11 protein-coding genes are annotated in these 13,633 nt (G+C 61.3%); 8 read left to right on the forward strand and 3 right to left on the reverse strand.

What is annotated here, in order from left to right:
• Window positions 1-17: 17 nt before the first annotated feature.
• The gene (gene argS, locus BZL41_RS15630; RefSeq protein WP_095600159.1) at window positions 18-1,781 is read right to left on the reverse strand and encodes an arginine--tRNA ligase; all 1,764 of its coding nucleotides are present in this window, start codon (window positions 1,779-1,781) and stop codon (window positions 18-20) included.
• A 121-nt stretch (window positions 1,782-1,902) separates the two neighbouring features.
• Window positions 1,903-4,110 carry a primosomal protein N' gene (locus tag BZL41_RS15635; protein WP_095600201.1) on the reverse strand — a complete coding sequence of 736 codons (2,208 nt, stop codon included), beginning with the start codon at window positions 4,108-4,110 and terminating at the stop codon, window positions 1,903-1,905.
• 191 nt (window positions 4,111-4,301) lie between these two features.
• Between BZL41_RS15635 and rpmE the strand changes: the two genes are divergently transcribed.
• The 4 genes from rpmE (at window position 4,302) to BZL41_RS15655 (ending at window position 8,137) form a co-directional block, all read left to right on the forward strand.
• Entirely contained in the window at window positions 4,302-4,514 is a 213-nt protein-coding gene (rpmE, locus tag BZL41_RS15640) for a 50S ribosomal protein L31 (RefSeq protein WP_095600160.1), read from the forward strand.
• Window positions 4,515-4,539: 25 nt separating this feature from the next.
• Window positions 4,540-5,340 carry a thermonuclease family protein gene (locus tag BZL41_RS15645; RefSeq protein ID WP_095600161.1) on the forward strand — a complete coding sequence of 267 codons (801 nt, stop codon included), beginning with the start codon at window positions 4,540-4,542 and terminating at the stop codon, window positions 5,338-5,340.
• Window positions 5,337-6,770, forward strand: a complete 1,434-nt coding sequence (locus BZL41_RS15650; protein ID WP_371916537.1) for a M48 family metalloprotease — start codon at window positions 5,337-5,339, stop codon at window positions 6,768-6,770. The genes BZL41_RS15645 and BZL41_RS15650 overlap by 4 nt, the downstream gene beginning before the upstream one ends.
• Before the next feature lie 98 nt (window positions 6,771-6,868).
• The gene (locus BZL41_RS15655) at window positions 6,869-8,137 is read left to right on the forward strand and encodes a malic enzyme-like NAD(P)-binding protein (protein ID WP_095600162.1); all 1,269 of its coding nucleotides are present in this window, start codon (window positions 6,869-6,871) and stop codon (window positions 8,135-8,137) included.
• Between the two features lie 64 nt (window positions 8,138-8,201).
• Here BZL41_RS15655 and BZL41_RS15660 read toward each other — a convergent pair whose 3' ends face one another.
• Window positions 8,202-10,634: a penicillin-binding protein 1A gene (locus BZL41_RS15660; protein ID WP_168191014.1), complete on the reverse strand. Its 2,433-nt coding sequence runs from the start codon at window positions 10,632-10,634 to the stop codon at window positions 8,202-8,204.
• Window positions 10,635-10,818: 184 nt separating this feature from the next.
• Here BZL41_RS15660 and BZL41_RS15665 point away from each other — a divergent pair, with 184 nt between their 5' ends.
• The 4 genes from BZL41_RS15665 to pilP are packed head-to-tail and all read left to right on the forward strand — an operon-like array spanning window position 10,819 to window position 13,599.
• Entirely contained in the window at window positions 10,819-11,883 is a 1,065-nt protein-coding gene (locus tag BZL41_RS15665) for a pilus assembly protein PilM (protein ID WP_095600164.1), read from the forward strand.
• Window positions 11,883-12,455, forward strand: a complete 573-nt coding sequence (pilN, locus tag BZL41_RS15670; RefSeq protein ID WP_084332913.1) for a type 4a pilus biogenesis protein PilN — start codon at window positions 11,883-11,885, stop codon at window positions 12,453-12,455. Before BZL41_RS15665 ends, pilN begins: the two co-directional genes overlap by 1 nt.
• Complete coding sequence (pilO, locus tag BZL41_RS15675) at window positions 12,452-13,075, forward strand: type 4a pilus biogenesis protein PilO (protein WP_095600165.1); 624 nt, start codon at window positions 12,452-12,454, stop codon at window positions 13,073-13,075. The genes pilN and pilO overlap by 4 nt, the downstream gene beginning before the upstream one ends.
• The gene (gene pilP, locus BZL41_RS15680) at window positions 13,072-13,599 is read left to right on the forward strand and encodes a type 4a pilus biogenesis lipoprotein PilP (RefSeq protein WP_095600166.1); all 528 of its coding nucleotides are present in this window, start codon (window positions 13,072-13,074) and stop codon (window positions 13,597-13,599) included. Before pilO ends, pilP begins: the two co-directional genes overlap by 4 nt.
• Window positions 13,600-13,633 lie beyond the last annotated feature (34 nt).

Here is a 13,633-nt window from a genome sequence, read left to right on the forward strand (position 1 = left end):
CGCTTCCGGGCTTCCCTTTACATACGTTCCAGAGTTTCCAGCCCGAGCAGTTCCAGGCCCTGCTTGAGAGTACGGCCGGTCAGCGCCGCGAGGCGAAGGCGGCTCTGCTGCCGCGCCGGCTCCTCTGCGGTGAGGATCGGGCAGTGCTCGTAGAAGCTGGAAAACAGACCGGCCAGATCATACAGATAGGCGCATAGCAGGTGCGGGATGCCTTTCTCGGCAACGCTGTTGAGCACTTCGCCGAACTGCGCCAGCTTGGCCGCCAGGGCGATTTCCTGCTCGGCATCCAGGGCGATGTGGCCCTCGATTTCGTCGAAGCCCTTGCCCAGCTTGCGGAACACGCTGGCCACGCGGGTATAGGCATAGAGCAGGTAGGGCGCGGTGTTGCCCTCGAAGCTGAGCATTTGCTCGAAGTTGAAGTTGTAGTCGCTGGTGCGGTGCTTGGAGAGGTCGGCGTACTTCACCGAGTCGATGCCCACCACGCGGCCGATCTGGCGCAGTTCGTCTTCCGTCAGCGGCGTTTCGCCCCGGTCGGCGCGCTGCTGGTTACGCTCCTTCACCAAGTTGTAGGCGCGCTCTTCGGCCTCGTCGAGCAGGTCGATCAGCTTCACCGTGCCGCCGTCGCGGGTCTTGAAGGGACGGCCGTCGGCACCGTTCATGGTACCGAAGCCCATGTGCTCGAGATCCATGCCGTCGTGGACGAAGCCGGCACGACGTGCCACGGCGAAAGCCATCTGGAAGTGCAGGGCCTGGCGCTGGTCGACGAAATACAGGGCACGGTCGGCCTTGAGCACGCGGCTGCGGTAGCGCATCGCGGCGAGGTCGGTGGTGGCGTAGAGGTAACCGCCGCCGGCTTTCTGCACGATCACCGGCAGCGGATTGCCTTCGGCATTCTTGAACTCGTCGAGGAACACGCACTGGGCGCCCTCGCTCTCGGTGAGCAGGCCGGCGCTACGCAGGTCGGCGATCACATTGGGCAGATCGTCGTTGTAGGCGCTTTCGCCCTTGACGTCGGCGGGCACCAGCTTGACGTTGAGGCGATCGTAGACCTTCTGGCAATGCGACAGCGAGATGTCGTTGAAGCGGTGCCAGAGCCGCAGGCATTCCGCATCGCCGGCCTGCAACTGCACCACCAGTTCGCGGGCGCGGTCGGCGAACTCGGCGGATTCGTCGAAACGCTTCTTCGCGGCGCGGTAGAACTGTTCCAAGTCAGACAGCTCGCTCTCGGCGGAGGCCGGGTTTTCCTGCAGGTAGGCCAGCAGCATGCCGAACTGGGTGCCCCAGTCGCCCACGTGGTTCTGGCGGATCACTTCGTCGCCGAGGAATTCCAGCACCCGGGCCACGCCGTCACCGATGATGGTCGAGCGCAGGTGGCCGACGTGCATTTCCTTGGCCAGGTTGGGCGCGGACAGGTCCACGACGACCCGCTCCTTCGCGCCGGCCTTGCGCACACCCAGCTTGGCATCGGCCAATGCGGCTTCGAGGCGCTGGGCCAGGGCGTCGGTGTTCTGGAAGAAATTGAGGAAGCCGGGTCCGGCGATCTCCACCTTGGCCACCTGCTCGTTGACCGGCAGGGCGGAGATCAGTTTTTCCGCCAGGTCACGCGGTTTCATTCCGGCCGGCTTGGCCAGCATCATGGCGATGTTGCTGGCGAAGTCGCCGTGGCTCTTGTCCTTGGTGTTTTCCACCTGGATCGCCGGGCTCAGCCCTTCGGGCAGAACGCCTTCGCTGGCGAGATGGTTCAGGGCGTGCTGGATCAGCTGGCGAATGGTGTCTTTCATGGTCCGCTCGTTCGGCCGTGGGGACGGCGGCGCCTCGGGGCGCTGGTTGAAAACTGCGCATTATAAAAGCAGCGGCGAGCTGCAAGCCACCTGCGGCGCGCATGCCTTGTGCGGTAAGGGCTCAGAACAGGTCGATCGGGTCCACGTCCAGCGACCAGCGTACCGCGCGCCCGCCAGGCAGATGCTCGAGTATCGGCAACCAGGCATTCATCAGGCGATGCAGCGGCGCGCGGGCGTTGCCTTGCAGCAGGAGCTGCGCACGGTAGCGGCCGGCGCGGCGCTCCATCGGTGCTGGAACGGGGCCGAGCAGCTCGATGCCGCCCAGTCGCAGCTCGGCCAGCAGTCGCTCGGCTTCCGTGCAGGCTTCGTCGAGAAAGCCCTCGGCCTGGCCGGGTTTGTGCGCTTCGGCGCGCAGGAGCGCCAGGTGGGTGAACGGTGGAAGACCGGCGGCGCGGCGTTCGCTCAGGGCCTGCTCGGCGAAGGCGAAATAGCCTTGCTCGGTGAGCTGCACGAGCAGGGGGTGGTCGGCCAGGTGCGTCTGGATGATGACCTTGCCGGGCTCATCGGCACGTCCGGCGCGGCCGGCGACCTGAACGATCAATTGGGCCATGCGCTCGCTGGCTCGGAAGTCCGCGGAAAACAGTCCCCCGTCGGCATCGAGGATGGCCACCAGGGTGACGCGGGGGAAGTGGTGCCCCTTGGCGAGCATCTGGGTGCCCACCAGAATGCACGGATGGCCGCGCTGGATGGTGCCGAACAACTGATCCATCGCGCCTTTGCGCGACGTGCTGTCGCGGTCGATGCGCAACACCGGGTAATCCGGAAAGAGAATGCGCAGGCGTTCTTCGGCGCGTTCGGTTCCGGCGCCGATCGGACGCAAGTCCACCTTGCCGCAATCCGGGCAATTGCTCGGTGGGCGTTGCGCGTGGCCGCAGTGGTGGCAGCGCAGCTCGCCGGAGCGCTGGTGCACGGTCATTCGCGCATCGCAGCGTGGGCACTGGCTGATCCAGCCGCAGTCGTGACAGAGCAGGGTCGGCGCGAAACCTCTGCGGTTGAGAAAGACCAGCACTTGTTGGCCAGCTTCCAGGGTCTGGCCGATGGCCTGTTGCATCGGCCCGGAGATGCCGGAATCCAGCGGGCGGCTCTTCACGTCCAGGCGCAGGAAGCGCGGCTGGCGTGCACCTCCGGCGCGCTGGGTGAGCTTGAGCAGGGCGTAGCGTCCGGCATAGGCGTTCTGCAGGCTTTCCAGCGAGGGCGTGGCGGAGCCGAGCAGAATCGGCACGTCTTCCTGCCGGGCACGGACCAGGGCGAGATCGCGGGCGTGATAACGCAGCCCTTCCTGCTGTTTATAAGAAGCGTCGTGTTCCTCGTCGACGATGATCAGCCCCGGATTCTTCAGTGGCGTGAACAGTGCCGAGCGGGTGCCGATGACGATATCCGCCTCGCCGTCGCGCGCCGCCAGCCAGGCGTCCAGGCGCTCGCGGTCGTTGACGTTGGAGTGCAGCAGGGCGATGCGGGCGTTGAAGCGGCGGGCGAAGCGTTCCAGCGTTTGCGGGCCGAGATTGATTTCCGGGATCAGCACCAGGGCCTGTTTGCCGGCTTCCAGGGTCTGGCGGATCAATTGCAGGTAAACCTCGGTCTTGCCGCTGCCGGTGACACCGGCCAGCAGGTAGGCGCCGAACCGGCCGAAACCGGCATGTACCGCCTCGGCGGCGGCGCGCTGTTCGGCGTTCAGCGGCAATTCGGGCTGGGCCAGCCAGCCACCGTGATGCTCTGCAGGATGGTGCCTGCGTACCTCGACGTGCACGAGGCCTTTTTCCAGGAGCAGGTCGAGGCTGTCCTTGTTGATCTGCAGTTTGCCGAGCAGTTGATGCGCCACGCCATGTGGGTGCTGGGCGAGGGTCTGCAAGGCCTGTTTTTGACGCGGAGCCCGCGCCAGGCGCGGGTCGTCGAGGCGCGCATCCGGCGCCGCGTGCCAGAAGCGTTCCTGCCTCGCCTCGGCCGGCTCGCCCTGACGCAGCAGAACGGGCAGCGCCCAACTCAGGGTGTCGCCCAGGCTGTGTTGGTAGTATTGCGCGGTCCACAAACACAGCTTGAACAGCGACGCCGGCAATGGCGGGCGCTGATCGAGCAATTCGAGAGCGGCCTTGAGCTTGTCGGCCGGCACCTCGCTGTGATCGCTGAGTTCGACCAGGACACCGATCACCTCGCGCCGGCCGAACGGCACGCGCAGGCGCACTCCAGGCTGCAGCGCTCCACGCGATACGCCGGCCGGCGCGCGGTAGTCGAACAAGCGACGCAACGGCGAGGGCAGGGCGAGGCGCAGTATGGGCGAGAAGGGGTGGGCGTCGAGCAAGCGGCGATCCTCGATAAAGGCCGCGATCTTAGCATGGCCCCGGGCGACGGCCGGTTACTGCCTCGCTTGCATCGATCCCGTGCTCTGGTATTATCCGCCGCCTATTTCCGTGCGGTATCCGACATAGGGTCGGGTGGCGGCACGCTAGACCTGAGGATCACACGATGAAACCGGAAATCCATCCCGCGTACGAAGAAGTCGTCGCCACCTGCAGCTGCGGCAACGTCATCAAGACCCGTTCCACCCTGTGCAAGCCGATCAGCCTGGACGTGTGCTCCGAGTGCCACCCGTTCTACACCGGCAAGCAGAAGGTCCTGGACACCGGCGGCCGTATCGATCGCTTCAAGCAGCGTTTCGGCGTGTTCGGCGCCAAGTAATCTGGCCCGCGCTACGGGAAGCCTGATGGGTTTTTCCGAGTCGATGAAAAAGGCGTCCCTTGTGGGCGCCTTTTTCGTTTCCGTCCTGTGGTTCGCTCCGGCGATGGCGTTCTGTCCGTCGCCGGGGAAGCTGCCGCAACTGCCGGTGCAGAGGGTGGTGGATGGCGACACCGTGCGCCTCGTCGATGGGCGCAGCATCCGGCTGATCGGCCTGAATGCACCGGAGTTGGGGCGTAAGGGGCGTTCCGACGAGCCTTTTGCCGAGGCGGCCCGCAAGCGCCTTGCTCAGCTCGTAGCGGCGAACGATGGCCGGATCGGGCTACGTCCCGGTCGGCAGGCCAAGGACCGCTATGGCCGTACCTTGGCGCATGCCTATGACGCCGGCGGGCGCAATGTCGAGGCCGTATTGCTGGCGGAAGGGCTGGGCTTCGCTGTAGCGGTCGAGCCGAACGTGGCCCTTGCGGAGTGTCAACATGCCGCCGAGCGGGAAGCGCGCGAGGCTCGGCGGGGCCTCTGGCGGCATGCACCCTGGCTGGAGGCGGCTGCGGTCGAGCAAAGCGGCTTCGCCTTGATCAGGGGGCGGGTGGCAAAAGTGGAGCGGAATCGCGGAGGTATTTGGCTCGAGATGGAGGGGCCGTTGGTTCTGCGTGTCGAGCCTCGGCTGATCGCGTCCTTCGATGAACAAATACTTTCGACGTTGGCTGGCCGCGACGTGGAAGTGCGTGGTTGGGTGGTGGACAGGTCCCGCGGCGGAGAGACCAAGTCCGGTCAGGCCCGTTGGCTGCTGCCTCTCACTTCTCCCGCGATGCTGGAGGTCGTTCGATGATGCGTCTTTGCGCTCTGCTCCTGATGCTTTTCATCCTGGCTGGCTGTGCGGTGAACCCGGCGACCGGGCGCACCGATTTCGTGATGATGAGCGAGCGTGAAGAGATCGATCTCGGCCAGCGCTATAGCCAGGAAATCCTCAAGCAGAACCCGCGTTACGCCGACGAAAAACTCCAGGCTTATGTCCAGCGAGTAGGCGAGCGGGTGGCACGGCACGGACACCGCAGTAATCTCGCCTATACCTTCACGGTCATCGATAGCCCGGATATCAACGCCTTCGCCTTGCCTGGCGGGCACATCTATATCCATCGCGGGTTGCTCGCCTATCTCAACACCGAGGCGGAGCTGGCGGCTGTGCTGGGACACGAGATCGGCCATGTCACCGCCCGCCATAGCGTGCGCCAGCAGAGCCAGTCGACCGCCTGGGGGTTGTTGGGGCAGGCAGTGGCCATCGGTACCGGAGTCAGTGCCGCAGGCGACCTTACCAATGTGCTGGGTACGGCATTCGTGCGTGGATACGGTCGGGACATGGAGCTGGAAGCCGACGGGCTCGGTGCCCAGTACCTGGCGCGCAGCGGCTACGACCCGCAGGCGATGATCGAGGTCGTGAAGATCCTGAAGAACCAGGAGAGCTTTGCCCGGGATCAGGCGGCGAAGAGTGGCCAGCCGGCGCCTGCCAGTTATCACGGAATCTTCGATACCCACCCAGACAACGACCGTCGTTTGCAGCAAGTCATTGGCCCAGCCCAGGCGCTGGCGGGCGGGCAGCAGGAAGTTAACCGGGAGGCATTCCTGAAGGCGCTGGAAGGGTTGCCTTTCGGCGATTCGGAGGCCACTGGCGTGCGTCGCGGTCAGCAGTTTTACCACGCTGGGCTCGGCTTCACTTTGCGCTTTCCGGAAGGCTGGCAGATGGTCAATCGCCCCGATGCCTTGATCGGTCTCTCTCCCGACCAGCAGGCCTTCGTCGCCATGGTGCTCGAGGAGCCCAAGCAGGGGGTAAGCCCGGCGGAGTTCCTGCGCCAGCGCGTTCGGGCTCAGCGTCTGGCTCAGGAAGAGCCGCTGCGTCAGGCCGGCCTGGAGGGATATACCGCAGTCATTCCCGGTAATCCTGCCAAGCGTGTGGCTGTCCTGTACAAGGACGGTCATGCCTTTATCTTCCTGGCAGGCATCAAAGGGCGCGGGTCGCTGGAGAGCGAAGATGCACGTTTTCTCTCGGTGATCAGGAGCTTCCGCCCGCTCGCGGTCAATGAGCGCAAGCTCGCCGAGCCATTGCGCGTGCATCTGGTTCGAGTTGCACCGGGGCAGAGCATGGCGGATATTGCCAAGTCTTCTCGGCTTCCCGGTGACTCGGAGGCCCGTCTCCGCCTTCTCAACAACCTCTACCCAAACGGCGAGCCGCATCCAGGAGACTGGCTTAAAGTCGTACGCTAGGGGCCTTGACACGGGTGACTGGACAGTCTTGTGGGGCCCCTTCATCTTGCGTATGCTCGGCCGCCTGTCTGTTCACCAGCAAAAGCGGAAATGCCAACATGTCTGACCTGAAAACAGCCGCTCTCGAGTATCACGCCCAGCCCCGTCCCGGGAAGCTGAGCGTCGAGCTGACCAAGCCCACTGCCACTGCCCGTGACCTGTCTCTGGCATACAGCCCGGGTGTCGCCGAACCGGTACGCGAGATCGCACGCGATCCGGAACTGGCCTACCGCTATACCGGCAAGGGCAATCTGGTGGCAGTCATCTCCGATGGCACGGCTATTCTCGGTCTGGGCAACCTCGGTCCCTTGGCCTCCAAGCCTGTCATGGAAGGCAAGGGCGTGCTGTTCAAGCGTTTCGCCGGCATCGATGTGTTCGACATCGAAGTCGATGCCGAAAGCCCGCAAGCTTTCATCGACACCGTCAAGCGCATTTCCATCACCTTCGGTGGCATCAACCTGGAAGACATCAAGGCACCGGAGTGCTTCGAGATCGAGCGCACGCTGATCGAGCAGTGCGATATCCCGGTCTTCCATGACGACCAGCACGGCACCGCCATCGTGACGGCAGCCGGCATGCTCAATGCGTTGGAAATCTCCGGCAAGACGCTCGAAGCGGCGAAAATCGTCTGCCTGGGTGCCGGCGCTGCGGCGATCTCCTGCATGAAGCTTCTGGTGAGCATGGGGGCCAAGGTCGAAAACATCTATATGATTGATCGCAAAGGCGTGATCCATGCCGGTCGCGATGACCTGAACCAGTACAAGGCCGTGTTCGCTCACGAGACCGACAAGCGCACGCTGTCCGATGCTCTGGATGGTGCCGATGTGTTCGTCGGCCTGTCGGGCGCCAACCTGCTGAGCCCCGAAGACCTGAAGCGCATGGCGCCGAACCCGATCGTCTTCGCCTGCTCCAACCCGGATCCGGAAATCAAACCGGAGCTGGCCCATGAAACTCGTAATGACGTGATCATGGCCACTGGTCGTTCGGACTACCCGAACCAAGTGAACAACGTGCTCGGTTTCCCCTTCATCTTCCGTGGTGCGCTCGACGTTCGCGCGACCCGTATCAACGAAGAAATGAAGATTGCCGCCGCCCTGGCGCTGCGCGATCTGGCCAAGCTGCCGGTTCCGCAGGAAGTCTGCGATGCCTACGGTGGCATCAAGCTGGAGTTCGGTCGCGAGTACATCATTCCGAAGCCCATGGATGCTCGTCTGATCACCGTCGTGTGCGACGCCGTGGCCAAGGCAGCGATCGAGAGCGGCGTAGCCACTCTGCCGTATCCGAAGCACTACCCGCTGAAGTCGGTGGACGACGTCTTCAACGGCTAAGCTGCCAAGCTCTCAAAAACAAAACCCCGCTTCGGCGGGGTTTTGTTTTCTGTTGACCTGCTTATCAGAACAGATCGATGGGTGCGGCTTCGTCGGCAGGTAGCGGGCTGCCTGGGAAGCCCTGGCCTGGTTCCAGCTCGTTCATGGGCGGGGGCGAATCCTCGCTCTTGAACAGTTCGAAGTAGGCGTTGGGCGAGCCCGGTGAGGCTGCGCGACCGCTGATCGGATCAATGCGCAGCGTAAGCAAGCCCTCCGGCTCGGGCTGGACGTGCTCCGGCTTGTCCTTGAGCGCAGCGCTCATGAAGTCGATCCAGATCGGTAAGGCGACGGTTCCGCCATACTCGTTGCGACCCAGGCTTTCCGGTTGATCGAAACCGGCCCAGACCGTCGTGACCAGGTCTGCGTTGTAGCCGGAGAACCAGCTGTCCTTGGATTCGTTAGTGGTCCCGGTCTTGCCGGCTATGTCGCCGCGCTTCATGCTCAGCGCTCGGCGCCCGGTGCCGCGCTTGATCACGTCCTGCAGCATGCTGGTCATGATGTAAGTGGTGCGAGGGTCTACCACGCGTTCGGCTATGGCCGGTTCGGCAGGGGCGGCCGTGCTGTTGCTCACCTGCGTGATGGCGGCTTCCTTCTCTTCGGATGGCTCCGGCTGTTGGGCCATGCTCTCTTCGCCCGGGACGCTCGGCGGGTTGGCCACATAGAGAGGCTCGCCTTCCCGGCTTTCGATTCGCTCGATCAGGTAAGGCTGCACCTTGTAACCGCCGTTGGCGAAGACGGTCCAGCCGCCAGCCACTTCCAGCGGGGTCAGGTTAGCGGTGCCCAGTGCGAGGGAAAGGTTGCGCGGGAGTTCCTGCCTGTTGAAGCCGAATCGGGTCACGTAGTCCAAGGCATAGTCGATGCCGATCGTCTGGAGCAGGCGAATGGAAACCAGGTTGCGTGATTTGTAGAGCGCTTCGCGCAACCGGATCGGACCGAGGAAGGTATTGTTGTCGTTCTTCGGTCGCCAGGCCTCTTCCATGCCGGCTTCGTGGAACACGATGGGAGCATCGTTGACCATGGTCGCAGCGGTGAAGCCACTATCCAGCGCTGCCGTATAAAGGAATGGCTTGAAGCTTGAGCCGGGCTGGCGCTTGGCTTGAGCCGCCCGGTTGTAGTTGCTCTGCTCGAAGGAGAAGCCCCCGACCAGTGCGCGAATGGCGCCGCTATGCGGATCCAGGGATACCAGCGCGCTTTGAGCCGCGGGAACCTGGCTGAACAGCAGGGTGCCTTCCTCGTTGCGCTGTACGCGAATCAGATCGCCGGGCTGCACGACATCGGCAGGAGATTGAGGGCGCGGGCCAAGGCTGTTGGTGTTGAGATAGGGGCGTGCCCATTTCATGCTGTCCCAGGCGACGGCTTCTTCCTCGCCATTGCGGGTCAGGACGAGGATGCCGCTCTTCTCGACCTGCGTAACGATGGCTGGCTCGAGACCATTGATGGTGCGGTGCTTGCCTAGCTCCTGCTGCCACGCTTCCCGCGTCATGTTCGGCAGACGGGTTTCCGGTCCCCTGTAACCGTGTCGCTGATCGTAGCTGATCAGCCCTTCGCGCAGAGCGTGATTGGCCGCTTGCTGGAGGTCGCTGGGCACTGTCGTCGTCACGCGGAAACCTTCGGTGTAGGCATCGCTGCCGTAGCGTCCGACCATTTCGGCGCGCGCCATCTCGGCGACATAGGGGGCGCTCAGTTCCGGCGTGGGGACGTGGTAGCTGGCATCGATAGGCTCTGCCAGTGCGGCCTGGTAGCGTGCCTCGTCGATTTTTCCGAGACGGTACATGCGACCGAGAATCCAGTCGCGGCGCTCCTTGGCGCGGGTCGGGTTGACCAGGGGATTGAAGCGCGAAGGGGCTTTCGGCAGACCGGCTATCATCGCCATCTGCGCCAGGCTCAAGTCTCGGATGGATTTGCCGTAATAGACTTGGGCGGCAGCTTCGATTCCGTAGGCGCGGTTGCCCAGGTAGATCTTGTTGACGTAGAGCTCGAGGATCTCGTCTTTGCTCAGCTCGCGCTCGATCTGCAGGGCCAGGAGGATCTCGTTGATCTTGCGTGAGAAGCTCCGCTCGCTGGTGAGGAAGTAGTTCTTCGCCACCTGCATGGTGATGGTGCTACCGCCCGTCTGGATGTGGCCGCTTTTCAATAATTGAGTGGCAGCACGCATCAGGCTGGTCACGTCGACGCCATAATGGTTAGCGAAGTTGTCGTCCTCGGCAGAAAGCAGTGCCTGGATGAATTCTTGTGGTATGTCCGCGAAACGAATGGGCGAGCGGCGCATCTCCCCGAATTCTGCGATCAGCTTGGCATCGCTGCTATAAACCCGAAGCGGGATCTGCAGCTGAATGCTACGAAGGGAATCGACTGAAGGAAGACTAGGGCTGAGGTAGAGGAATGCGCCGCTGAAACTGAGCAATAGCCCACAAAAAACAGCGACGAAAGACCACCAGAAAAACTTCAACAAACGCATCAAGGTTTTTGGATTTCCAGATAAAAGAACGGGTTAAGCGGAAGGCAAAGCTAAAAGGGAAAAGCTGTTCACATTATAAGCGCTTTTTCTGTCGGGTAGCCATTTGCGCTTCTGTCAAGACTGTTATTTAATGTGGAAAAACATAAATAGTCCGTAAGTCTCGGATGCAGATAGGAAATCGGTCGTGCTAGGGCTCTTCACTAAGAAAGCGAATTCGCTGCTGGGGATCGATATCAGTTCGACCTCGGTCAAGCTCCTTGAATTGAGTCGCTCGGGCAGCCGCTACAAAGTAGAGGCTTACGCCGTCGAGCCGCTCCCACCCAATGCGGTCGTCGAGAAGAACATCGCCGAACTGGAAGGTGTCGGTCAGGCCTTGTCTCGCGTCCTGGCGAAAGCCAAGACAGGTGTCAAGACGGTCGCCGTCGCCGTTGCCGGTTCTGCGGTGATCACCAAGACCGTCGAGATGGAAGCCGGGCTTTCCGACGATGAGCTGGAAAATCAGCTGAAGATCGAGGCTGACCAGTACATTCCATATCCGCTGGAAGAGGTGGCTATCGACTTCGAAGTCCAGGGACCTTCGCCACGTAATCCTGATCGTGTCGAAGTGCTTCTTGCGGCCTGCCGTAAAGAGAACGTGGAGGTCCGTGAGGCTGCCCTGGCGCTTGCCGGTCTGACGGCGAAAGTCGTCGATGTCGAGGCTTATGCGCTGGAACGTGCCTACGGATTGCTAGAGGCGCAACTCGGCAATGGTCATGACGAACTGACCGTCGCAGTGGTGGACATCGGCGCCACCATGACCACACTGAGCGTGCTGCACAACGGGCGCACCATTTATACGCGTGAGCAGCTTTTCGGTGGTCGGCAACTGACGGAGGAAATCCAGCGTCGCTATGGTCTCTCCGTGGAAGAGGCAGGGCTCGCCAAGAAGCAGGGTGGTCTTCCGGACGATTACGAGAGTGAGGTCTTGCAGCCTTTCAAGGAGGCGGTGGTCCAACAGGTTTCTCGTTCCCTGCAGTTCTTCTTCGCTGCGGGTCAGTTCAATGATGTCGATTACATCCTCCTGGCTGGCGGGACTGCTTCGATCCCTGATTTGGATCGTCTGATCCAGCAGAAGATCGGTACCCCGACCTTGGTCGCGAACCCCTTCGCTGACATGGCATTGAGTGGCAAGGTCAACGCAGGTGCGCTGGCAAGCGATGCCCCGGCATTGATGATTGCGTGTGGCTTGGCGATGAGGAGTTTCGACTGATGGCGCGCATCAACCTACTTCCTTGGCGCGAACAGCTACGCGAAGAGCGAAAGCAGCAGTTTCTGGTAACTCTAGCGGGGGTTCTGATCGCGTCCGGGGCATTGGTGTTTCTGGGTGATCAGTATCTGAACAGTGCCATCGAGAACCAGAATGCACGCAATGCATTCATTCAGAAGGAAATTGCTGTCCTTGATGCGCGCATCAAGGAAATCAGCGAGCTGAAGACACGTCGTCAGCAACTGCTGGAACGGATGAAAATCATTCAGGATCTGCAGGGCAATAGGCCGATCATTGGCCGTGTATTCGATCAACTGGTTCGTACATTGCCTGACGGCGTTTATTTCACTGGCTTGAAGATGACTGATAAAACGATCGCCATCGTCGGAGCTGCCGAATCCAACAATCGGGTCTCCAACTTGATGCGTAATCTCGATGCATCCGAATGGCTTGAGGCGCCCAATCTGACCGAAGTGAAAGCGATTACGGCAGGCGGAGTAGATCAGGCGAACGTATTCCAATTGACCGTACAGCAGACGCAGCCGTCCCTCGAAGCAGAAGGAGCCAAGAAATGAGTCTGGCCGATTCGCTTGAAAGTCTGAAAAAGGTCGATCTTTCGGACCTTGATGTTAATAACCTAGGGTCGTGGCCGGCTCCGGTTAAGGTCATTACCTGCATTTTGCTAATCATTGCCGTTCTCGCGTTGGGCTATAACTTTCACTTGAAGGACCTGCAGGCTCAACTTGAACAGCAGCAGGCGCAAGAGGAAACGCTAAAGCAGCAGTTTTCCACCAAGGCATTCCAGGCCGCCAATCTCGAGGCTTATAAAGAGCAGATGAAAGAGATGGAGGAGTCCTTCGGAGCCCTTTTGCGTCAGTTGCCCAGCGACACTGAAGTGCCGGGTTTGCTTGAAGATATTACCCGTACCGGCTTGGGAAGTGGTCTGGAATTCGAGGAGATCAAGCTCCAACCGGAATCGGTCAAGCAATTCTATATCGAATTGCCGATTCAGATCGTGGTGGTCGGTGGATACCATGATCTGGCTACCTTTGTAAGTGGCGTTGCTAGCTTGCCGCGAATTGTGACGTTGCACGACTTCGAAATTAAACCCGTCGATAAAGACAGTGTTTCGAAGTTGCGCATGAGTATCGTTGCAAAGACGTATCGCTATAACGACAAGGGGCAGCAGCAATGAAGACCGCCCGCCTGATATTTGCTGGTTTGTTATTGGCTAGCCTCTCTGGGTGTGACGCGGGGGGGGACTTCAGTGACTTGCAGGCCTACATGGATGAAGTCCGTGCTCGCCCCAAGGGTTCTATCGAGCCTCTGCCGAAATTCCAGCCATATGAAGCGTTCACCTATAGTGCTGCGTCGCTGCGAAGCCCTTTCCAGCCGCCAGTGAAGATCGATCTGGCCAGCCAGAAGAAGGGGTCGAAAGATATCAAACCGGATGAGACCCGCGTCAAACAGTTCCTCGAAGGATTCAACATTGAAACCTTCGTGATGGTCGGCACGCTCTCGAACGATGCTGGAATGTTTGCTTTGGTTCAAGGCGCGGGTGGGGTCCATCGGGTTAAGGTTGGCGATTATCTGGGGCGCAACCATGGTCGCATCGTTGCCATCAATGAGGGGCAGATCGACGTGGTCGAGATCGTTCCGGATGGTGAAGGCGGCTGGCTGGAACGTCCGCGGAGTCTCACTCTGAAAGAACGCTCCTGAGGGCGGGACCAAGATGAAAAATAATCAGCGATCT

The sequence above is a fragment of the Pseudomonas sp. PIC25 genome, from assembly GCF_002286785.1.
Lineage (GTDB): Bacteria > Pseudomonadota > Gammaproteobacteria > Pseudomonadales > Pseudomonadaceae > Pseudomonas_M.

Coding starts and splice junctions, on each gene's coding strand:
- argS (WP_095600159.1), bottom strand. CDS start 1,781: ATGAAAGACACCATTCGCCAGCTGATCCAGCACGCCCTGAACCATCTC.
- rpmE (WP_095600160.1), top strand. CDS start 4,302: ATGAAACCGGAAATCCATCCCGCGTACGAAGAAGTCGTCGCCACCTGC.
- BZL41_RS15645 (WP_095600161.1), top strand. CDS start 4,540: ATGGGTTTTTCCGAGTCGATGAAAAAGGCGTCCCTTGTGGGCGCCTTT.
- BZL41_RS15650 (WP_371916537.1), top strand. CDS start 5,337: ATGATGCGTCTTTGCGCTCTGCTCCTGATGCTTTTCATCCTGGCTGGC.
- BZL41_RS15655 (WP_095600162.1), top strand. CDS start 6,869: ATGTCTGACCTGAAAACAGCCGCTCTCGAGTATCACGCCCAGCCCCGT.
- BZL41_RS15660 (WP_168191014.1), bottom strand. CDS start 10,634: ATGCGTTTGTTGAAGTTTTTCTGGTGGTCTTTCGTCGCTGTTTTTTGT.
- pilN (WP_084332913.1), top strand. CDS start 11,883: ATGGCGCGCATCAACCTACTTCCTTGGCGCGAACAGCTACGCGAAGAG.
- pilO (WP_095600165.1), top strand. CDS start 12,452: ATGAGTCTGGCCGATTCGCTTGAAAGTCTGAAAAAGGTCGATCTTTCG.
- pilP (WP_095600166.1), top strand. CDS start 13,072: ATGAAGACCGCCCGCCTGATATTTGCTGGTTTGTTATTGGCTAGCCTC.